Source organism: Methylobacterium sp. UNCCL125 (assembly GCF_900116795.1).
Classification (GTDB): Bacteria; Pseudomonadota; Alphaproteobacteria; order Rhizobiales; family Beijerinckiaceae; genus Methylobacterium; species Methylobacterium fujisawaense.
This window is the reverse complement of sequence record NZ_FPBW01000023.1, coordinates 104,074-125,026: the sequence shown is the minus strand read 5'-3', so window position 1 is coordinate 125,026 and position 20,953 is coordinate 104,074. Positions and strand designations below refer to the sequence as shown.

At 70.3% G+C, this 20,953-nt stretch carries 15 protein-coding genes; 7 read left to right on the top strand and 8 right to left on the bottom strand.

The genetic code is table 11. The features are described from left to right. Window positions 1-237: 237 nt before the first annotated feature. Complete coding sequence (locus BM396_RS22605) at window positions 238-924, top strand: SDR family oxidoreductase (RefSeq protein ID WP_043346306.1); 687 nt, start codon at window positions 238-240, stop codon at window positions 922-924. Between the two features lie 21 nt (window positions 925-945). On the opposite strand, the gene BM396_RS22600 is transcribed toward BM396_RS22605, so the two are convergent. Then, complete coding sequence (locus tag BM396_RS22600; RefSeq protein WP_236952744.1) at window positions 946-1,278, bottom strand: hypothetical protein; 333 nt, start codon at window positions 1,276-1,278, stop codon at window positions 946-948. 316 nt (window positions 1,279-1,594) lie between these two features. On the opposite strand from BM396_RS22600, the gene BM396_RS22595 reads away from it, so the two are divergent. The 4 genes from BM396_RS22595 to rnhA all read left to right on the top strand — a co-directional run bounded on the left by BM396_RS22595 (window position 1,595) and on the right by rnhA (window position 5,227). Further along, window positions 1,595-2,440: a C40 family peptidase gene (locus BM396_RS22595; protein WP_043384837.1), complete on the top strand. Its 846-nt coding sequence runs from the start codon at window positions 1,595-1,597 to the stop codon at window positions 2,438-2,440. A 224-nt stretch (window positions 2,441-2,664) separates the two neighbouring features. Then, window positions 2,665-3,666, top strand: a complete 1,002-nt coding sequence (gene ispH / locus BM396_RS22590; protein WP_043346311.1) for a 4-hydroxy-3-methylbut-2-enyl diphosphate reductase — start codon at window positions 2,665-2,667, stop codon at window positions 3,664-3,666. Window positions 3,667-3,768: 102 nt separating this feature from the next. After that, a complete protein-coding gene (locus BM396_RS22585; protein ID WP_043384833.1) occupies window positions 3,769-4,734 on the top strand; it encodes a homoserine kinase in 966 nt (321 codons plus the stop codon). A gap of 7 nt (window positions 4,735-4,741) precedes the next feature. Continuing rightward, window positions 4,742-5,227, top strand: a complete 486-nt coding sequence (rnhA, locus tag BM396_RS22580) for a ribonuclease HI (RefSeq protein ID WP_051976152.1) — start codon at window positions 4,742-4,744, stop codon at window positions 5,225-5,227. Window positions 5,228-5,656: 429 nt separating this feature from the next. Here the strand turns inward: rnhA and zwf are convergent, their stop codons facing one another. From zwf to BM396_RS22540, 7 genes are all read right to left on the bottom strand, one after another. Next, window positions 5,657-7,183: a glucose-6-phosphate dehydrogenase gene (zwf, locus tag BM396_RS22575; protein ID WP_043384830.1), complete on the bottom strand. Its 1,527-nt coding sequence runs from the start codon at window positions 7,181-7,183 to the stop codon at window positions 5,657-5,659. Window positions 7,184-7,475: 292 nt separating this feature from the next. Then, complete coding sequence (locus tag BM396_RS22570; protein ID WP_075381027.1) at window positions 7,476-9,002, bottom strand: efflux transporter outer membrane subunit; 1,527 nt, start codon at window positions 9,000-9,002, stop codon at window positions 7,476-7,478. A 215-nt stretch (window positions 9,003-9,217) separates the two neighbouring features. Continuing rightward, window positions 9,218-12,685 (bottom strand): efflux RND transporter permease subunit, encoded by a 3,468-nt coding sequence (locus BM396_RS22565; protein WP_043384827.1) that lies wholly within the window; start codon window positions 12,683-12,685, stop codon window positions 9,218-9,220. Further along, window positions 12,682-13,437 (bottom strand): endonuclease domain-containing protein, encoded by a 756-nt coding sequence (locus BM396_RS22560; RefSeq protein WP_091994954.1) that lies wholly within the window; start codon window positions 13,435-13,437, stop codon window positions 12,682-12,684. The genes BM396_RS22565 and BM396_RS22560 overlap by 4 nt, the downstream gene beginning before the upstream one ends. Window positions 13,438-13,538: 101 nt before the next feature. Continuing rightward, window positions 13,539-16,664 carry an MdtB/MuxB family multidrug efflux RND transporter permease subunit gene (locus BM396_RS22555; protein WP_043384825.1) on the bottom strand — a complete coding sequence of 1,042 codons (3,126 nt, stop codon included), beginning with the start codon at window positions 16,662-16,664 and terminating at the stop codon, window positions 13,539-13,541. Between the two features lie 274 nt (window positions 16,665-16,938). Beyond that, a complete protein-coding gene (locus BM396_RS22545; protein WP_043384823.1) occupies window positions 16,939-18,333 on the bottom strand; it encodes an MdtA/MuxA family multidrug efflux RND transporter periplasmic adaptor subunit in 1,395 nt (464 codons plus the stop codon). 286 nt (window positions 18,334-18,619) lie between these two features. Next, a complete protein-coding gene (locus BM396_RS22540) occupies window positions 18,620-18,796 on the bottom strand; it encodes a hypothetical protein (RefSeq protein ID WP_244538931.1) in 177 nt (58 codons plus the stop codon). Window positions 18,797-19,137: 341 nt separating this feature from the next. Here BM396_RS22540 and BM396_RS22535 point away from each other — a divergent pair, with 341 nt between their 5' ends. Together BM396_RS22535 and BM396_RS22530 are read left to right on the top strand one after the other, a co-directional pair. Next, the gene (locus tag BM396_RS22535; RefSeq protein WP_170861859.1) at window positions 19,138-20,307 is read left to right on the top strand and encodes an aminotransferase; all 1,170 of its coding nucleotides are present in this window, start codon (window positions 19,138-19,140) and stop codon (window positions 20,305-20,307) included. An 81-nt stretch (window positions 20,308-20,388) separates the two neighbouring features. After that, window positions 20,389-20,877, top strand: a complete 489-nt coding sequence (locus tag BM396_RS22530; protein ID WP_043346332.1) for a DUF4112 domain-containing protein — start codon at window positions 20,389-20,391, stop codon at window positions 20,875-20,877. Window positions 20,878-20,953: the final 76 nt, after the last annotated feature.

The following is a 20,953-nucleotide window of genomic DNA, read 5'->3' as shown; positions in this document are numbered from 1 at the left end:
CCCGGCATCCGCATACCGAGGCTCTTGTAGCGGGTCTGGATGGTAGATTGAGCGGACGTCTCGTTCTGCGCCGCTGATCCTCCAAAGGAGACCGGCGGAAAACCACCCGACCCGGACATTCGTCCGGTCACGCGGATCACGTGCGAACCCCGGGCTCGGCCCGTTCGAGACCGAACCCCGGTCACGCAACCTCCGCGGCCGATCGAACCTTATCCGGCCGAGACCCGGAGACCGACCATGACCCAATCGCAGAAGCACGCGCTGATCGTCGGGGCCTCGCGGGGCCTGGGGCTCGGCCTCGTCGAGACATTCCTGGCCCGCGGCTGGCGCGTCACCGCCACCCAGCGCAGGCCGTCCCCCGCCCTCGCCGGCCTCGGCTCGGAGGCCCTGCGCGTCGAGACCGCCGACATCGACGACGATCCCGGCGTCACCGCCCTGCACGACCGGCTGGCCTCCGAGCGCTTCGACCTGATCTTCGTGGTGGCCGGTGTCGCCACCCTGGCGCACGACCCGGCGCACGCGGTGCCCCGGGATGTCGCCGCGCAGGTCTACCTCACCAACGCGATCAGTCCGATCCGCTTCGCCGAGGCCTTCCTGGATCGCCTCGTCCCTGGCGGCAGCATCGCGCTGATGAGTTCGATCCTCGGCAGCGTCGGCCTGAACGAGACCGGGGGCTGGGAGACCTACCGGGCCAGCAAGGCGGCGCTGAACACACTGGCGCGCAGCTTCGAGATCCGGCACCGGGCGGAGAACGTCTCCGTGCTGATCCTGCATCCGGGCTGGGTGCGCACCGAGATGGGCGGGGCGGAGGCCGACATCGACGTGGCGACCAGCGTCACAGGCCTCGCCGACGTGATCGGGGCGCAGCTCGGCCGGCCGGGCGCCCACTACCTCGACTACCGGGGCGAGACGCTGGCGTGGTGACGCGGTCGTCCTGACGGCCGCTCAGCGGCGCGGGTCGAGGGGCCGGCTGCGCCGCTCGATCACCACGGTCGGGCGGGTGCGGCGCTCGACCACCACGGTGCGGGGTGCCCGGCTCGGGCTCGCATGGGTCAGGATCCGCTCGGGGACGCGCTCCGGCTTGGCCTTCTTGGCCGCCAGGACGTGCGGGCGGACCTCGTCGGCCGGCAGGCCCATCAGGCCGGCGGCGATCTCGACCTGCTGCTCGACATCGTCGGCGAGGTCCTGCGCGGCGGCGACCGCCTCGTTCACCGTCGGCGGCTCGCGGCGGACGCGGATTGGCGGCAGGTCGGCGAAGCTCTTCTGTGTCTTCTTCACGGGGCGACTCGCGGTCTTCATAACCCTGAACATAGCGCCTTCCGCGCGGGTTGTGCAGTGCATCAAAAACGTGTGATGGGCGCCTTGGGCACATGTCTCGCGGATCCGGAACGGAGATGTGACGCGCCCTGGGGCATCCGGTGCCTCATCGGCCGGGCATCCGAGCAATCCGGCGGCGGAATCCGAGCCGTCCAGGCCCCCGTACCGCTCGGCGCGGCATAGTGGCGCAGAGGAGCGTCCGGAAGCGTCGCTCCGGCGCGACCGCGCTGACCCGCCCGTCAGCCCGGCAGGGTCGGATTCATGGTAGGATCTGCGCATGAGCGAACCCCTCGATCCCCGGCTGACTCCGGCCCGGCCGCATGTCGCCGATCTCCGCCTGCGGGACCGCGTCACGGCGGCGCGCTACGTCGCCGGTACGCCGCTGCGCGTGACCGCGCCGTCCGCGCCGCTGCGCCGCGAGCCCAATCCCGGCGCGGGGCTCGACACCGAGGCGCTCCTCGGCGACGCGGTCGATCTCTACGACGCGGCCGAGGGCTTCGCCTTCGTGCAGCTCGCCCGCGACGGCTATGTCGGCTACCTGCCCGCCGACAGCCTGGGCCCGGCCGATCCGGAGCCGACGCACCGCGTCACGGCCCTGCGCACCTTCCTGTACCCCGAACCGGACCTGAAACGGCCGGTCCTCGGGCATCTCAGCCTCGGCGCCCGCCTCGTGGCGACCGGTGAGTCGGGCGCGTATCTGGAGACCCGGGGCGGCTATGTGTTCGCCCGGCATTGCGCCCCCGTGGAGAGCCGCGAACCGGATTGCGTGGCCACGGCCATGCGGCTGGCCGGGACCCCCTATCTCTGGGGTGGGCGCACCAGTCTCGGGCTCGACTGCTCCGGTCTGGTGCAGCTCTGCCTGGACATGGCGGGGCTGCCCTGCCCCCGCGACGCCGACATGCAGGAGAGGGCCCTCGGGCAGGCATTGCCCCTCGACCTCGCGCACCTGCGCCGGGGCGATCTCGTGTTCTGGCGCGGCCATGTCGGGCTGATGCGCGATCCCGAGACGCTGATCCACGCCAACGGCCACCACATGGCGGTGGCGGCAGAGCCGCTGGCGGAGGCGGTCGCCCGCATCGAGGCGCACAGCTTCGGCGCCGTGACGGGAATCCGGCGGCTTTAGCCGGCTGTGCCGGCGCCCTGCGCATAGACGAGACGGGTGTCGCTCACGAAAACCGTCTGTCCCCCACCGCGGACGGCGCAGCGGCCCTGCGTGACGCTCTGCGAACGGCGCGGGTCCAATTCCCGCGGCAATCGTGCTACAGAGCGGCTCCGCTTCCCTCTTCCCGCCCGGTTCCTGGGCCAGTCCTGTTGACAGGACCGCCCCGCCCTCGCCACATCCCCCTCATGACCGTCGAAATCGCGACCACCGAGCCCGTTCCGGGCACCGCCGGCAAGCCGCCGCTGGAAATCCTGCTCTGCGCCCCCCGCGGCTTCTGCGCCGGCGTGGTGCGGGCCATCGATGTCGTGGAACGGGCTCTCGCCATCTACGGGCCGCCCGTCTACGTCCGTCACGAGATCGTGCACAACAAGTACGTGGTCGAGAGCCTGAAGCGGAAGGGCGCCGTGTTCGTCCGCGAACTCGACGAGGTGCCGGACGGCGGCGCCCCGGTGATCTTCTCCGCCCATGGCGTGGCGAAGACCGTGCCGGCCAACGCCGATTCGCGCGGGCTCACCACCATCGACGCCACTTGCCCGCTGGTGACCAAGGTCCACCGCGAGGCCGAGATCCATCACAAGCGCGGCCGCCACGTGCTGCTGGTCGGCCATTCCGGGCATCCGGAGGTGGTGGGGACCATGGGCCAGCTGCCCAAGGGCTCGATCACCCTGGTTGAGGATCTCGACCAGATCGCGGCTCTCACCCCGGACAATCCCGACAACCTCGCCTGGGTCACCCAGACGACCCTGTCGGTGGACGACACAAGGCACATCGTCGACGCCTTGAAGAAGAAGTTCCCGACCATCACCGGGCCGCACAAGGACGACATCTGCTACGCCACCACGAATCGCCAGGAGGCGGTGAAGCAGGTGGCCCCGCTGGTGGACGCCTTGATCGTCGTCGGCTCGTCGAACTCCTCGAACTCGCAGCGCCTGCGCGAGGTCGCCGAACGCGTCGGCTGCCCGATCACCCGTCTGGTGCTCCGCGCCGAGGAGATCGACTGGCCGGCCTTCGAGGGCATCCGCAAGCTCGGCCTGACCGCCGGCGCCTCGGCGCCTGAGGTGCTGGTGGAGGAGATCATCGACGCGTTCGCGGCCCGCTACGACGTGATCGTCGACACGGTCTCGACGGTGATCGAGGACATGGTCTTCCCGCTGCCGCGGGAGCTGCGCAGCGAGGCCGCCGAGTAGGCGGTCCAGGCCGACACGCGGGCCTGAGGCTCGGCATGCTCTATGCGGGGGCGCTTCGGCGCCCCTTGCCATGTTGACCTTCCGAAATCAGAGCGCGAACACGTGGCCGTCTACACCGAGGTATCCGACGCGGCGCTCGCCGACTTCCTGTCCGCCTACGCGATCGGCAGCCTGCTCTCCTTCAAGGGCATCGCCGAGGGGGTCGAGAACTCGAATTTCTTCCTGCACACCACCCAGGGCTCCTACATCCTGACCCTCTACGAGAAGCGGGTCCGGGAACAGGACCTGCCGTTCTTTATCGGGCTGATGGAGCACCTCTCGGCCCGCGGCCTCGCCTGCCCGCAGCCCGTGCGAGACCGGGCCGGCCAGGCCCTCGGGCAGCTCTGCAGCCGCCCCGCCGCCATCGTGAGCTTCCTGGAGGGCGTCTCGGTCAAGACGCCGGGCGTCGAGCATTGCCGGGCGCTCGGCCGGGCGCTGGCCGAGCTGCATGCCGCCGGCCGGGACTTCCCGATGGTGCGGGAGAACAACCTCTCGGTCTCCGCGTGGCGGCCGCTCTTCGCGCAGGCCGAGGACCAGGCCGATTCGGTCGAGCCCGGTCTCGCGGCGCGCACCCGGTCCGACCTCGCCGTCCTCGAGGCACACTGGCCGCGGAATCTGCCAAGCGGCGTGATCCACGCGGACTTGTTCACCGACAACGTCTTCTTCATCGGCGATGCCCTGTCGGGCCTGATCGACTTCTACTTCGCCTGCACGGACGCCTTCGCGTACGACCTCGCGGTCTGCCTCAACGCGTGGTGCTTCGAGGCCGACGGCACCTTCCACCGGGACATGGCGGCCGGGCTGATCGCCGGCTACGAGGCGGTGCGGCCGCTCGAATCCGCCGAGGTCGCGGCCCTGCCGATCCTGTGCCGGGGCGCCGCGCTCCGCTTCATGCTCACCCGGCTGGTGGACTGGCTGAACGTGCCCCCGGGCGCCCTGGTGAAGCCGAAGGATCCGCGGGAATTCGATCGCCGGCTCACTTTCCACCGGCAGGCCCAGGACGCGCGAGATTACGGGCGGCCGCGCTGAGGGCCCGGTGAGCGCCGACGCGACCGGGCCGGGCGGCCAGGCCGCGGCCGAGCCGAAGCGCGTCACGATCTACACGGACGGCGCCTGCTCGGGGAATCCCGGGCCCGGCGGCTGGGGCGCGATCCTGATCTTCGGCGACACCCGGAAGGAGCTCTCGGGGGGCGAGGCCCACACCACCAACAACCGCATGGAGATCCTGGCGACGATCGAGGCGCTGGAGGCCCTGAAGCGCCCCTGCCGCGTCGACCGGTTCACGGACTCCCAGTACCTGCGCCAGGGCATCACCAGCTGGATCCACGCCTGGAAGGCCCGGGGCTGGCGCACCGCCGACAAGAAGCCGGTGAAGAACGAGGATCTGTGGCGGCGGATCGACGCCGCTCGCGAGCGGCACGACGTGGCGTGGCACTGGGTGAAGGGCCATGCCGGCGACCCGCTCAACAACCGGGTCGACGCGCTCGCCGTCGCCGCGATGCTGCCGTTCAAGCGCCGCTGAAACCGGATCCGGGTTCAGCGCTCCGCGACCACGACCGCGCCCTCGTTTCCCGCTCGGCGGCCACGGCGGAGCGCCGTGCAGGAAGCGGATGGTCGCGTCGGCCACATCGTGCGCGATGACGGAACGACGGTGCACGACCGGCTCCCGCCCGCTGGGCAGACGGCCGGGTCGATCGAGCGCGGGACGATCCCTCCAGCAGGCCGCTCTTCGCGAACCGCTCGTCGAGGGCGATGGCGGGAGCCGGGTTGTCGAACGCCGTCAGATCGTCGATGGCGTCGCGGTCCGGAAAGCGCCTGTCGACGGTGACGCGCCCCCGCCCGAGGCAACCCTCTCGACGCCGGAAGGCTGTCGCATCCTCACGAATGGGGAAGGCTTTGGGGAAGGCTATCGTACGGCCGCCTGGCGGAGAACCGATCAGGCGGCCCCTTCTCAGTCGGTCTCGCCGTCGAGACCCAGCCAGTGGCGGCCGTCGCGAGCCAGGAGTGCGTCGGCTTCCTTCGGGCCGGCACTGCCCGCCGGATAGAAGGTCACCTCTCCCTGCGGCCAGCCCTTGAGCAGCGGATCGACCGCCGCCCAGCCGGCCTCGATGTTGTCGGCGCGCTGGAACAGCGTCGCGTCGCCGGTCATGCAATCGTAGAGCAACGTCTCGTAGCCGACATTCGGCCGGTCGGCGAAGAAGTCCTTGTAGCGGAAGCCGGACCGGACCCGGCCGATCGCCATCTGCGGCCCCGGTACCTTGACGTTGAATTCGGTGCTGACCCCGTGATCGGGATCGATCTGGATCCGCATCACGGTGGGCGCGAGATCGGCGGTGGGCGTGTCCTCGAACATCTTGAACGGCGCCGGCTTGAACAGCACCGCGATCTCGGTGCGCCGCCCGGTCATGCGCTTGCCGGTGCGGACGTAGAACGGCACCCCGGCCCAGCGCCAGTTCTCGATGTTGAGCTTCAGGGCGATGTAGGTCTCGGTGACCGAGTCCTTCGCCACGTGCGGCTCGTCCCGGTAGGCGGGCACGTCGCGCCCCTCCGAGGTGCCGGCCGTGTACTGGCCGCGCACCGCATCCTCGGGCGGGATCGGCTTCACGGCCTCGGCGAGCTTGGCCTTCTCGGTGCGCACGGCCTCCGCGTCAAAGGAGTTCGGCGGCTCCATGGCGACCATGCAGAGGAGCTGGAACATGTGGTTCGGCACCATGTCGCGCAGCGCCCCGGTCGGCTCGTAGAAGCCGCCGCGCTCCTCGACGCCCACCGTCTCGGCCGCCGTGATCTGGATGCTGTCGATGTATTCCCGCCGCCAGACCGGCTCCAGCAGCCCGTTGGCGAAGCGGAACGCCATGATCGACTGCACGGTCTCCTTACCCAGGAAGTGGTCGATCCGGTAGAACTGGCTCTCGTCGCCCTGTTTGAGGATCCGGGCATTGAGCGCCCGGGCCGATTCGAGATCGGAGCCGAACGGCTTCTCGATCACCACGCGGCGGAAGCCGTCGCCCTCCTGCTTGAGCAGCCCGGCCTGACCGAGCCCGTCCACGATGGTCCCGAAGAAGCGGGCCGCCACCGCGCAGTAGAACACCGCGCTGCCGGTGATCCTCTGCTTCACGGCCGCGTAGGTCTCGGGCTTCTCGAAATCGCCCTTGAGGTAGTGGAGCCGGTCTCGGATGAAGCCCCAGCTCTTCGGGTCGATGTGGTCGGCGTGGAACTCCGAGGTCGGGTCCTTGCTGAACGCATCCAGGGTCTGGGTGAGGTTGTCGCGCAGGGATTCGTCAGTGCCGTCGTTGTGGTCGATGCCGAGGATCGAGAAGCCTTCGGCCAGGAGCCCCGCGCCCGCGAGATTGTAGAGCGAGGGCATCAGCAGGCGCTTCGTCAGGTCGCCACCGGCCCCGAAGATCACCAGCGTACAGGGCGGTGCCGGCTGCGTGCCGCAGGCTGCCGTATCCTTGAGGGCTGTCGTCGGCTCGGCCATCCCTGACTCCCGTCTGGCTGCAGTGCGGCAAACCGGCCTGACAACCCGCTACGGCGAGGCCCGTTCCGGCGCCTATGGGGCTATGCTGCGCCGGGTCCAGGATCAAGGAACCCCGCATGCATACCCGGTTCCTCGAACCCTGAGCCCACAGCCACGTCTTCCGGGGTGACCGACACCGTCACGCCCTTCGACGCCGCCGGACCCTGGGCCGCTTTGCGACGTCGCGCCGATGCGGAGGGTTGCATCACCGGACGGCTTCGACCGGAAGCCGGCCGCCCGCGCCCGCAAATCCCTACTCGTCGGGGCGCACCGCCTGCCCGCCCCGGTCGATCGGCAGGCTCGGACCCTTCAGCTCGGAATCGCTCGGCAGCGAGCGCACGTCCCACCCGCCGCCGAGGGCGCGGATCAGCGTGACCGCCGCAGTGAAGCGGCTCAGCCGCACCTGGAGGGCGTTGACCTCGTTGTTCACGAGCAGGCTCTGCGCGGTCACCACCGTGGTGAAGTTCTGGGTGCCGGCCCGGTACTCGTTGAGGGTGATCTCCACGGCCTTGCGCGACAGGTCCACGGCGGTGTCCTGCGCCTTCTGCTGCTGGCCGAGGATACGCAGGGCCGCCATCTGGTTCTCGACCTCGGCGAAGGCGGCCAGCACCACCTGCCGGTAGCCGGCCACGGCAGAATCGTAGCCGGCCTCGGCCGAGCGCAGGGCCGCCGTGCGGGCGCCGCCGTCGAACAACACCTCGCTGCCGGAGGCCGCCACAGACCAGACCTGGTTCGCGGCCGAGAGCAGGCCGTTGCGGGTCGCCCCCGAGATGCCGCCCTGGGCCGAGATGGTCACGGTGGGGAAGAAGGCCGCCACCGCAACGCCGATGCGCTCGCTCTGCGCCTGGACGAGGCGCTCGGCCTGGGCCACGTCCGGGCGCCGTTCCAGGAGGTCGCCGGGGATGCCCACCGGCACGCCGGGTGGATTGCGCGGGATTCCGGCCACCGGGATCGACACCTCCGAGGGCGGGCGCCCGATCAGGGTGGCGATGGCGTTGACGTACTGCACGCGGGTCAGGCGCACCGCGATGGCCTGGGCCTCGATGGTCTGGACCTGGGTCTGCGCGGTGATCACGTCGGACCGGGCCGCGACGCCCGCGGCGTACTGGTTCTCGGTGATCGCCAAGGTCTTCTTGAAATTCTCGACGTTCTCCTCGAGCACCTTTTGGAGCGAATCCGCGTAGCGCACCGTCAGGTAGTCGGCGGCGATCTCCGCCTGGATGCTCAAGCGGGTCAGCGCGAGGGTGGCGGCGTCGGATTGCGCCAGGGCCGCCTCGCTCTCGATGGTCCGGCGCGTGCCGCCGAACAGGTCGAGCTCCCAGCTCGCCTGGCCGAGCAGCGCCACGTTGGTGCGTGTGGTGGTGCCGCTGCCGGTCCGGGTGATGCTCGGCGCGCCGATCACCGTCGGATACAGGGCGGCCTGCGCGGAGGCGACGAGGGCCCGGGCCTGCCGGTAATTCGCCACCGCCTGCCGGAGGGACTGGTTGTCGACGTCGACGAGGCGGATCAGCCGGTCGAGATTCGGATCCCGAAAGACCCGCCACCAGTCGCCGCGCTCCACGGCGTCGTTGGGCCGGGCCTCGCGCCAGCCGTTCTTGCGCGCCGCGACATAGGCCGGGCTGTCCTCGCGGACGCCGCCCTGCTTGTAGGCGAAGGGCGTCTCCACAGAGGGCCGGGTGTAGTCGGGGCCAACCACGCAGCCGGCGAGGAGCGGGGCGGCGAGGAGGAGGGATGCGAGGGTGCGGCGCCGGCGATTGGCAGCGGCAGGTTCGCGGCTCAACAATCCGACGGACGCAGCCGTCATGCCTACCCGCGCCCTCATGCTGAGGTGCCGGAGCGCAGCGGTGTCCTCGAAGGACGGCTCCAGCCAGATGCGCGATCCCTGGAACCCTCCTTCGGGGCCCGCTGCTGCGGGCACCTCAGGATGAGGGCGTGGGTTGGACAGATGTTCACACCCGACCGGAGCCGCCGCTGTTTCACGTGAAACCTTAACCATCACTCTCCGGCCGGCAGCGCCGCTTCTCCGCCCCGTCCCGCGCGCCTGCGCCGGTTGAGCACCCTGTGCCGGAGGCGATCGAGGGTGAGGTAGACGACGGGGGTGGTGTAGAGGGTCAGGATCTGGCTCACAATCAACCCGCCGACGATGGCGATGCCGAGCGGGCGGCGCAGCTCCGCGCCCTCGCCGTTGGCCAGGATCAGCGGGACGGCGCCGAGCATGGCCGCCAACGTCGTCATCATGATCGGCCGGAAGCGCAGGAGACAGGCCTCGCGGATCGCGTCCACGGGATTCGCGCCCCGGGTCCGCTCGGAATCGATCGCCACGTCGATCATCATGATCGCGTTCTTCTTCACGATGCCGATGAGCAGGAACACGGCGATCAGCGCGATGATGGTGAAGTCGGTGCCGGTCACCAGCAGCGCCAGCACGGCGCCGACGCCGGCCGAGGGCAGGGTGGAGAGGATCGTCAGCGGGTGCACGAAGCTCTCGTAGAGGATCCCCAGGACCGCGTAGACCGCCAGGATCGCCGCCAGGATCAGCAGCGGCTGGCGGGAGGCCGAGGCGACGTAGTTCTTGGCCGCGCCGGCATACTCGCCGTGGATCGTGGCCGGGAGCTGCAGGGAGGCCATGGCCCGGTCGATGGCGTCGGTGGCGTCCGACAGGCTCTTGCCCGGGGCGAGGTTGAACGAGATCGTCGTCGCCACGAACAGGCCCTGGTGGCTCACCTGCACGGGGGCGCTGCCGGGCTCGATCCGCGCGAAGGCCGAGAGCGGCACCATCGTCTCCTTGGCGGCCGAGACGGGCGCGCTCGACGAGGCCCCGCCCTTGCTCGCCGCGATGGCGTTGGAGGAGGCGTTGCGGGCCGAGTCGGACGCGATGGCGGCGGCGTTCGAGGCGGTGTCGGCCGTGCTGGTGGCGGAGGCGGCCGCCGCCGCCGCGACGGCGCCCGCGCTGCCCGAGCCGCCCACCGCCCCGGAGCCGGTGGCGGCGCCGGTCGCGGCACTCGTCGACGACCCGCTGCCCGGGCTGCTGGTGCCGGTCGCCGTGTTGATGTTGACGGTCCCGCCCGCCGCCACCGTGCCGGCGACCGCGTTGGTGGTGGCTGAGCCCGGCGCGTTGCCGCCCGAGGTCGAGACGTAGATTTGCTTGAGCGTCTCCGGCGTCTCCAGGTAGCGCGGCGCGATCTCCATCACGACGTGGTACTGGTTCAGCGGATTGTAGATCGTCGAGACCTGACGCTGGCCGAAGGCGTCGTAGAGGGTGTTGTCGATCTTGATCGGCGTGATGCCGTAGCGGAACGCGGTCGCCCGGTCGATCACGACCCGGCTCTCCAGCCCGCCCTCCTGCTGGTCCGAGGTCACGTCCGCGAAGGTCGGATCCTTCTGCAGGGCCGCCACCAGCTTCGGGGCGGCGGCGAACAGCTCCGCGGCAGTGTCGCCCTGAAGGGTGTACTGGTACTGGGCGAAGCTCTGGCGCCCGCCCATCTGCAGGTCCTGGCGCGGGAAGACGTAGAGGCGCGCCCCCGCAACTTGCGCGAGCTTCGGCCGCAGCCGCGCCATGACCGCGGAGATCGGCGCCCGCTCGTTGAGCGGCTTCAGGCCGACGAAGACGTTGGCCGAGTTGGTGCCGCGGCCCCCCGTGAAGCCGACGACGCTTTCCACCGCCGGATCCGCGCCGACGATCGCGGTCGCCTGCTTGAGCTTCTTCTCCATGGACTGGAACGAGATGCGCTGGTCGGCCTGGATGCCGCCCATCATCTGCCCGGTATCCTGCTCGGGGAAGAAGCCCTTCGGGACGATGATGTAGAGGTAGACGTTGAGGCCGACTGTGGCGAGCAGGCTCAGCAGCACGAGCCGCGGATGGGCGAGCGCCACCGCGAGCGTCCGTTCGTAGGCGCCGAGCAGACGCGAGAAGCCGCCCTCCAGCATCCGGATCAGCCAGTTCGGCCGGCGGCCCGCCGGGGGTTCGCCGTTGGGGCCGTGCCCCTCGGCCCGGAGTAGCCGGGCGCACATCATTGGCGTCGTGGTAAGCGAGAGGACCAAAGAGATCAGGATCGACAGCGACAGGGTGACGGAGAATTCCTGGAAGATGCGCCCGACGAGGCCGCCCATCAGCAGGATCGGCAGGAACACCGCGATGAGCGACAGGCTCATCGAGATCACCGTGAAGCCGACCTCCCGGGCGCCGATCAGCGCCGCCTGGAGCCGGGGCTTGCCCTCCTCGATGTGCCGCTGGACGTTCTCCAAGACCACGATGGCGTCGTCGACCACGAAGCCGGTGCCGATGATCAGCGCGGTCAGCGACAGGATGTTGAGCGAGTAGCCGAGCAGGTACATCGCCGAGAAGGTGCCGATGATCGAGATCGGCACGGCGACCGCCGGGACCAGGGTCGCCCGCCAGGAGCGCAGGAAGGCGAAGACCACCAGGATGACGAGGCCGACCGCCACCAGCAGCGTCTCCTCGGTGGCCGAGAGCGAGGCGCGGATCGTGGCGCTGCGGTCGCCGGTGAGCTTGATGTCGATGCCGCCCGGCAGCGCCGCGGTGATCTGCGGCAGGGCCTCCTTCACGGCGTTGATGGTCTCGACCACGTTGGCGCCGGGCTGCTTGTAGACGAACAGCAGCACGCCGGGCTTGCCGTTGACGATGCCGAGGTTGCGCTTGTCCTCGACCCCGTCGAGCACCTCCCCCACGTCGGTGAGCTTCACCGCGGCGCCGTTGCGATAGGCCACGATGATGTCGCGGTAATCGGCGGCCTTGCGGCCCTGGTCGTTGGCGTAGAGCTGGTAGCGGCGGTCGCCCGCATCGATCTCGCCCTTGGGCGAGTTGGCGTTGGCCGAGGCCAAAGCCGCCCGGATGCCTTCGAGGCCGATGCCGTAGTTGAACAGGGCCGTGGGATCGAGCTCGACCCGCACCGCCGGCAGGGACGAGCCGCCAATATCGACATTGCCGACACCGGGCAGCTGCGACAGCTTCTGCTGCACCACGGTGGCGGCGGAATCGTAGACCTGCCCGCGGGTGAGCGTCTCCGAGGTCATGCCGAGGATGATGATCGGCGTGTCGGCGGGGTTGAACTTCCGGTAGGTCGGGTTCTGCCGGAGCGAGGCCGGCAGGTCGGCGCGGGCCGCGTTGATGGCGGCCTGGACGTCGCGGGCCGCACCGTCGATGTCGCGGTTCAGGCCGAACAGCAGCACGATCCGGGTGGAGCCGAGGGCGTTCGTCGACGTCATCTCGTTGACGTCGGCGATGGCGCCGAGCCGCCGTTCGAGCGGCGCCGCCACGGTGGTGGCCATGGTCTCGGGCGAGGCGCCGGCCATCTGCGCCTGGACGAGGATGACCGGGAAGTCGATCTGCGGCAGCGGCGCCACCGGCAGCTTCAGGAAGGCGAACACGCCCGCCAGCAGCACGCCGATCGTGAGCAGCGTGGTCGCCACCGGCCGCCGGATGAACGGCTCGGAGATGTTCACGGGATGGGGCTCCCGTGGGGTGGGTGGCTGGCTGGCGCATCCTCACCGGAAGAGAAGCGACCGATGCCGCATCTCTCCCTCCCCCCTCTGCGGGGGAGGGTGGCCCCTGCGTCAGCAGGGGTCGGGAGAGGGGACCCGGGTTCTGGATAAGGCGAGGCCTTCATGACGGGCGCGGCCGCATTCTGCACCGTCGCTCCCCTCTCCCGACCCCCTTCGGGGGCCACCCTCCCCCGCAGAGGGGGGAGGGAAGAGCTACGTCCTGACCGCGCCGCGATAGCTGCACCGACCGCTTCCAGCACAGCGTACAGATTGTTGAGCACAACCTCGTTCGGGAAGCGCAGAACCGTGAAGCCCTGGCGCTTCAGCCAAGCATCGCGCTTCGCATCGCGGAGACGGCGTCCCTCCGTCTCATGCGGCTCGCCGTCCAGCTCGACGATCAGCCGTGCAGAGGCGCAGAGGAAGTCGGCGATGTAAGGCGGGATCGGAACCTGACGGCGGAATTTCAGGCCGTGAAAGCGCCTGCCGCGCACCTGCTGCCAGAAGGCATCCTCAGCCCGCGTGTAGGATTGCCGCTGCTCTCGGGCAAAGGCGCGCAGGCGTGGATCGGGCCTGCCGTAACGCAGGTCGTTCCGAGGTGACCCTGAGTCGGACCTGTCACACGCCCTCCCGCCCCCCTCTGCGGGGGAGGGTGGCCCCCGAAGGACGTCGGGAGAGGGGAGCGACGCATCCGGAAAGGTCGCGACGGGTTCCATATCCTGAACTGTCGCGCTGCCCCTCTCCCGACCCCTGCTGACGCAGGGGCCACCCTCCCCCGCAGAGGGGGGAGGGGATGCCTTGGAAACGTCCCGCTTCGTCATGGCAGGACCTCACCACGCTCCAACCCGGGCCCCCGCCGCCCGGAAATCCGCCGCTCCAGCCGGTCGAACGCCAGGTAGATCACCGGCGTCGTGAACAGCGTCAGCACCTGGCTGACGATCAGGCCGCCCGCGATGCAGATGCCGAGCGGCTGGCGCAGCTCCGAGCCCACGCCGGTGCCCAGGATCAGCGGCACCGCGGCGAACAGAGCCGCCAGCGTCGTCATCAGGATCGGCCGGAAGCGCAGGAGGCAGGCCTGGAAGATCGCCTCCCGGGGCTCGAGCCCGTCCTCGCGCTCCGCCTGGAGCGCGAAGTCGATCATCATGATGGCGTTCTTCTTCACGATGCCGATCAGCAGGACGATGCCGATCACCGCGATGATGTCGAGCGACAGGCCGAACAGCATCAGGCCGAGCAGGGCCCCGATCCCCGCCGACGGCAGGGTCGACAGGATGGTGATCGGGTGGATGAAGCTCTCGTAGAGCACGCCGAGCACGATGTAGACGGTGACGATCGCCGCCAGCACGAGGAACAGCTCGTTGCCGAGCGCCGACTGGAAGGCGAAGACCGAGCCCTGCGGCACCACCCGGAACGAGGGCGGCAGGCCGATCTCGGCCTTGACCGTGTCGATCGCCTCGACCGCCTGACCGAGGGCGGCGCCCGGGGCGAGGTTGAACGACACGGTGGTGGCCGGGAACTGGCCGAGATGCGAGATCAGGAGCGGCGCCCGCCGCTCGCTGATCCGCGCCAGCGCGGAGAGCGGCACCTGCCCGTTGGTCGCCGTGGAGGAGGGCAGGTAGATCGCGTCGAGGCTGCGCAGGGTCGTGTGCAGCTTCGGATCGGCCTCCAGGATCACCCGGTACTGGTTGGACTGGGTGAAGATCGTCGAGATGATGCGCTGGCCGAAGGCGTCGTAGAGGGCGTTGTCGATCGTGGCCGGGGTGATGCCGTAGCGGCCGGCGGTGGGCCGGTCGATGGTCACGTAGGCGGCGAGCCCCTGGCCCTGGTGGTCGCTCGCCACGTCCGCCACCACGGGCGACTTCGCCAGCGCCGCGGTGAAGCGCGGCACCCAGGTCTCGAAATCGTCGATGTTCGGGCTCTCGAGGATGACCTGGTACTGGGTCGCCGAGACCGCCGTGTCGATGGTCAGGTCCTGGACCGGCTGCATGTACAGCCGCATGCCCGGCTCGTTCGCGACCGCCGCCGAGATCCGCCGGATGATCGCGCTGGCCGAGGCCGTGCGCTCATCCCGGGGCTTCAGGTTGATCAGCATCCGGCCGGAATTGAGCGTGACGTTCTGGCCGTCGACCCCGATGAACGAGGACAGGCTGGCCACGTCCGGGTCCTTGAGGACGATCTCGGCCATGCGCTGCTGGCGCTCGGCCATGGCCGCGTAGGAGACGGACTGGTCCGCCTGGGTGATGCCCTGGATCACGCCCGTGTCCTGCACGGGGAAGAAGCCCTTGGGGATCACCACGAACAGGTAGACGGTGAGCCCCAGCGTGCCGAGCGCCACCAGCAGCGTCAGGCCCTGGTGGTCGAGGACCACCCGCAGGGAGCGCCCGTACGACGCGATGGTGGCGTCGATGGCGCGCCGGCCGAGACGGGAGAGCACGCCCTCCCGGCGGCGGGTCTCGGCCTCGGGCACGTGCTTCAGGAGCCGCGCGCACAGCATCGGCACCAGTGTCAGCGAGACCACCGCCGAGATGATGATGGTGGCCGCCAGCGTGATGGCGAATTCGTGGAACAGCCGCCCGACCACGTCGCCCATGAACAGCAGCGGGATCAGCACCGCGATCAGCGAGACGGTGAGCGAGATGATGGTGAAGCCGATCTCGCGGGAGCCCTTGAGCGCCGCCTCCAGGGGCGAGTCGCCCGCCTCCACGTGGCGGGCGATGTTCTCGATCACCACGATGGCGTCGTCGACCACGAAGCCGGTGGCGATGGTCAGTGCCATCAGCGACAGGTTGTCGAGGGAGAAGCCGTAGAGGTCCATGACCGAGAGGGCGCCGATCAGCGACAGGGGCACGGACAGGCTCGGGATCAGGGTCGCCGACAGGCTGCGCAGGAACAGGAAGATCACCAGCACCACCAGGGCGATGGCGAGGCCCAGCTCGAACTGCACGTCCTCCACGGAGGCGCGGATCGTGGTGGTGCGGTCGGTCAGCGGCGCCACCGCCACGGCGGCCGGCAGGCTCGCCTGGAGCTGCGGCAGCAGCGCCTTGATCTTGTCGACGGTGGCGATGACGTTGGCGCCGGGCTGGCGCTGGATGTTGAGGATCACCGCCGGCGTCGCGTCGGCCCAGGCGCCGAGCTTGGTGTTCTCCGGCCCCTCGACCACGTCGGCGACCTCCGAGAGCATCACCGGGGCGCCGTTGCGGTAGGCGATGATCGCCGAATTGTAGGCCTTCGGGTCGCGGATCTGGTCGTTGGCGTTGATCGCGTAGGACTGCGTCGGCCCGTCGATCGTGCCCTTGGGCGTGTTGACGTTGAGGTTGGTGATCGTGGTGCGCAGGTCGTCGATGTTGAGCCCGTAGGCGGCGAGCGCCCGGGCGTTGAACCGCACCCGCACGGCCGGGCGCTGGCCGCCCGAGATGCTCACGAGGCCGACCCCCGCCACCTGGCTGATCTTCTGCGCGAGGCGCGATTCGGCGAGGTCGCGCACCTGGGTGAGCGGCAGGGTCTTCGACGTCAGCGCCAGGGTGAGGACCGGCGCGTCGGCCGGGTTGACCTTGGCGTAGATCGGCGGCGCCGGCAGGTCCGAGGGCAGCAGGTTGCCGGCGGCGTTGATCGCCGCCTGGACCTGCTGCTCGGCGATGTCGAGGGACAGGTCCAGGCTGAACTGCAGGGTGATGACCGAGGCCCCCGCGGAGGATTGCGAGGTCATCTGGTTGAGGTTGGCGAGCTGCCCGAACTGCCGCTCCAGGGGCGCCGTGACCGAGGAGGTCATCACCTCGGGGCTGGCGCCGGGATAGAAGGTCTGGATCTGGATCGTCGGGTAGTCGACGGCCGGCAGCGCCGAGACCGGCAGGTTCAGGTACGACACGCCGCCGACGATCAGGATCGCCAGCATCAGCAGCGTCGTCGCCACCGGGCGCAGGATGAAGAGGCGGGACGGGTTCATGGGCGCGACCCTTCCGCGCCGGACAGCCTGCGCTGCAGGGAGGCTTGAATCGGGGGGCACGGACGTCCCATCCGCGCCCTCATCCTGAGGTGCCGAAGCGCAGCGCAGGCCTCGAAGGAGCCCTCCAGCCGGGCGCGCGATCCCTGAAGCCCTCCTTCGAGGCGGTGTCGCCGCACCTCAGGATGAGGAGGAGACTGGGACTGACCTTCCAGATTCTCCCCGACTCCGCGGAAGGGGGAGGGGAGGCCGCGGGTCCCGCGCGCCAGACCCGTCCTCACTGCGCCTGACGGCGCCGGTGCCGACGACCGCCCTCCGCTGTCCCTTGGGCATCCGCCGCCGCGTCGGTCGGCGCGCCGGACTTCACCTCACCCTTGCCGTCGGGCTTGGCCTCCGCGGCCTTCCCGTCCCCTGCCGCCGCCTGTGCGCCCTCCGTGATCCGCACCGGGGCGCCGTCCTTCAGCCGGTCGGTGCCGTCGGTGACGACCCGATCCCCGGGCTTCAGGCCCGAGACCACCACGGTGTTGGTCCCGTCGGTCTCGCCGGTCTTGATCGGCCGGACCGTGACCTTGTTGTCCCCGTCCATCAGGTAGACGTAGGTGCCGGGCGTACCCTGGAGCAGGCTCGCATTCGGCACGAGCGCCGCGCCCCGCACCGTGTCGACGGTGAGCTTGGCGTTCACGAACTGGTTCGGGAACAGCTCCTCGTCGCCGTTGTCGAACAGCGCGCGCAGCTTCACCGTGCCGGTGGTCGTGTCGATCTGGTTGTCGACCGTGTCGAGCCGGCCGGCGGCGATCTCGTGGGCGTCGCCGCGGTCGTAGGCCCGCACGGTCAGCTTCGCGCCCGCCCGCACCTGCCGCATCACCCGCGCCACGTCGTCCTCCGGCAGGGTGAAGATCACCGAGATCGGGTGGAGCTGGGTCACCACCACGATCGCCGTGGAGGCGGCCGAGATGTAGTTGCCCTGGTCGACCTGACGCAGGCCGACCCGCCCGTCCACCGGCGACGTGATGTGCGTGTAGGCGATGTTGAGCTTCTGCTGGTCGACCAGCGCCTGATCGGCCGCGACCGTGCCCTCGTTCTGCTTCACCAGGGCGCCCTGGGTGTCGACGTTCTGCTTCGAGATCGAGTCCTGCCGGTTCAGGGTCTGGTAGCGCTGCAGGTCGAGCTTCGAGTTCTGCAGGAGCGCCTGATCGCGGGCGAGCTGGCCCTGGTACTGGGCCAGCAGCGCCTCGTAGGGCCGGGAATCGATCTGCGCGAGTTCGTCGCCGGCCTTCACGGTCTGGCCCTCGCGGAACTTCACCTGGGTGAGATAGCCGCTGATCTGCGACTTCACCGTCACGGTAGCCAGCGGCGTCACCGTGCCGAGGCCCTGGAGCACCACCGGCATGTCGCCGGTCGTGACCGCCGCGACGCCCACCGCCTGCGGCATGTCGGCGCCGCCGTGCCGGCCGCCGCGGCCGCCGCCCTTGTGCGCCGTCGCTGGCTCCGCGCCCTTGTCGGTGCGCGCCTCGTACCAGCGATGACCGATCGCCCCGGCGCCGGCGAGCAGCATCAGGATCACGAGCCAGCGGATCGGCCGGAAGCGCCGCGTCCGGACCTCCCGCGCGGGCGCCTCGCCGGGCTGGTAAGCCCGGGCCGTGTCGGTCCGGATCGGTGAACTCTCGTTCATGCCTGACTAGAGCACATGCCGGTCGCCTGCGCGACCGGCGGCACCCTATCCCTCGCTGTCGAAGCCCCCACTCCGCCTCCGGAACGCCGCGTCCCGAAGACCTGTCCTGAAGCCGCCCTGTCCCTCGGGAACCGACGGCTCCGATCCCGTGTGCGGGAGCATACGCCCATAAAGCTGTCCGGGCCCCGAACGGCTCCTTACCGCGGCGACATGTTCACCTGCGGGTTCACCTGTCGGTGCACTTACCGGTGCCCGGCCAATGCGCCGTCACTAGGGCGGCGACGTTTCAGTCGTGTTGCTGGGTCCCGCCGGCCGCATCCGGCGCCGCATAGGCCCGCAGCACCGCGCGGAAGGCGTCATCCACCGGGGTGACTGTCACGGCGCGGCGCAGGCCGATCCCGACGCCGCCGATCAGCAGCGCCAGGATCAAGCAGCCGAGGACCGTGCGTGAGGAAGACCGCATCGTCGCATCCGGAAGACCCGCCCGACGATCGGAGCGGCCGCCTCCGGACATGCCGAAAGGGCCACCGACCCGCAAGTCGATGGCCCTTCTTGGGGACCGGAGCGGAACCCCGCTGACGGAGCGAGGGGGCGAAGCTCCGTCGGCGTGTGCGCCGCTCCGGCCGTGATCCGAACCTAAGATACGGGTGATGAATGTCAACATTCGTCAGCCGGTGCGTGCGCGTCGGAATCCGGGTCTGTGCGACCGCGCACATTCCGCAACGCGCGGCGCCCATGCTACAGGCCGGCGATGCCGACCCCCTCGATGCCCGGCGCCCCCAGCCGCGCCCCCTGCCGCGCCGCATGACGCCCGCCTTCATCAACCCCGTCTTCGACGCCCTCCCCACGACGGTGTTCGAGACCATGTCCCGGCTCGCGCGGGTCCACGGCGCGATCAATCTCGGCCAGGGCTTCCCCGACGATCCCGGGCCGGAGGACGTGCGCGAGCGGGGCGCGCGGGCGCTCCGCGACGGCTGGAACCAGTATCCCCCGATGATGGGGCTGCCGGCCCTGCGGGAGGCGGTCGCCGCCCATTACGCGCGGCACCAGGGGCTCGTCCTCGACCCGGAGACCGAGGTGATGGTCACCTCCGGGGCCACGGAGGCGCTGGCCGGCGCGCTCCTGGCGCTGATCGAGCCCGGCGACGAGGTCGTGCTGTTCGCGCCCATGTACGACGCCTACCTGCCCCTCGTGCGGCGGGCGGGCGGCGTGCCGCGGATCGTGGCGCTGCAACCCCCGGCCTTCCGCCTCGACGAGGCCGCGCTGGCGGAGGCCTTCGGGGCGCGGACCCGCGTCGTGGTGCTGAACAATCCCCTCAACCCGAGCGCCACGCTGTTCGCCCCCGAGGATCTCGACCTGCTCGCCCGCTACTGCCAGCGGTTCGACGTGACCGCGCTCTGCGACGAGGTCTGGGAGCACGTGGTGTTCGACGGTGCGCGCCACCGGCCGCTGATGGCGCTGCCCGGGATGCGGGAGCGGACCGTCAAGATCGGCTCGGCCGGCAAGATCTTCTCGCTCACCGGCTGGAAGGTCGGCTTCGTGATGGCCGATGCCCGTCTGATGCGCGGGCTCGCCAAGGCGCACCAGTTCCTCACCTTCACCACGCCCCCGAACCTCCAGGAGGCGGTGGCCTACGGGCTGGGCAAGCCGGCCCCGTGGTTCGAGGCCATGCGCGCCGGCTATGCCCGGTCCCGCGACCGGCTCGCGGACGGCCTGCGCGGCCTCGGCTTCACCGTGCTGCCGGCCCGGGCCACGTGGTTCCTCAACATCGACGTCGCGAATCTCGGCTACGCCGACGACGCGGCATTCTGCGAGGCGCTCGTCACCCGGCACGGCGTCGCGGCGATCCCCGTGAGCGCCTTCTACCCGGACGCCGCCGTCCGCAACATCGTCCGGCTGTGCTTCGCCAAGGACGACGCCACCCTGGATGCGGCCCTCGACCGCATGAGCGGTCTTGCCGGGAGGGCGGCGTGACCCGCGGCGGCCCCGTCCTTGCGGGGATCCGACCGGGGGGCCACATCGTTGCGGACGATGGCTTCCCGACGGATCCCGACCATGGACTTCACCCAGGCTGCCCAGGCCGGGCGTTTCGCCCGTGCCGAGACGTTCCCCGGGGGCGCGACGCCCTCCAACCCCGCCTTCCTGAAGGCGGATCTCGGCCGGGAGGCGAGCCTCGCCCGGCTGGAGACGCTGGCCCACCTGATGGACACGGCCTTCGTCATCCCGGGCATCAACCGGCGGGTCGGGTTCGACGCGCTGATCGGCCTCGTGCCGGTGATCGGCGACGTGGCCGGCATGGTGATCTCCTCCTTCATCGTCTACGAGGCGAAGCGCCTGGGCGCGCCGCGCTGGCTGCTGGCCCGGATGGGGATGAACGTCGCCTTCGACGGGCTGATCGGTGCGGTGCCGCTGGCGGGCGACCTGTTCGACGCCGCCTTCAAGGCCAACCGCCGCAATGTCCGTCTGCTGCGCCGCTGGATGGAGCGCAGCGGCGGTCTGCGTCCCACCGAGATCGAGGGCACCGCGACCCGGCTCGACGGCTGAGCCCCCTCAGCCGCTCCCCGTCCGGCCGGTCCTGGGGCTGCCCGGATCTCTGGGCGAGTCTCTGGGCAAGCCCCGG